Raw genomic sequence first — 643 nt, 5'->3', positions numbered from 1 at the left:
TCGCCGGGCACTCCATGGGCGGCATGACGGTGATGGCCGCCTCCGGACGTCCCGCCTTCCGCGAACACGCCGCCGCCGTCCTGCTGTGCAGCACCGGCAGCACGCGGCTCGTCCCCGAGTCGACGGTGCTGCCCCTGCGGCCGGGCCGGGTACGGACCTGGATCACCGGGCACATCCTCGGCAGCCGCGCCCCGCTGGGCCCGGTCACCCCCGCCGCCCGGCGCATCCTCAAGTACGCGACGATGGGGCCGGCTTCGGCGCCGGAGATGGTGGAGGCCTGCGCCCGCATCGTGCACGCCTGCCCCCGCACGGTGCGCCACGCCTGGTCGCACGTGCTCGCCTCCCTCGATCTCGACGCGGGCGTACGGGAGTTGCGGGTGCCGACCGAGATCGTCGCCGGCACCGCCGACCGGCTCACCCCGCCCGTGCACGCGCGCGCGCTCGCCGCCGCGCTGCCCGACTGCCGCGGCCTCACCGAACTGCCCGGCGTCGGCCACATGACGCCCGTCGAGGCGCCCGACCTGGTCACCACGCGGATCCGGGACCTCGTCACCGCCCACGTGCGTGCCCAGCAGCCCGCCGTACCCGCCGAGGAGAGCGCATGAGCAGGGTCAGTCTCGAAGGAAAGGTCGCCGTCGTCACC

The 643-nt window shown here is 75.4% G+C and carries 1 protein-coding gene; it reads left to right on the top strand.

Features of this window, described 5'->3' with window-relative positions:
* Positions 1 to 605: alpha/beta fold hydrolase (locus CCN29_RS31280; protein ID WP_143661426.1), on the top strand; the 605-nt coding region annotated here is incomplete at its 5' end.
* Positions 606 to 643 lie beyond the last annotated feature (38 nt).

The organism is Streptomyces pseudogriseolus, assembly GCA_002154585.1.
In the GTDB taxonomy this organism is placed as follows: Bacteria; Actinomycetota; Actinomycetes; order Streptomycetales; family Streptomycetaceae; genus Streptomyces; species Streptomyces pseudogriseolus.
Note: the sequence above shows the minus strand (reverse complement) of the source record. Positions and strands in the feature narration are given on the sequence as shown.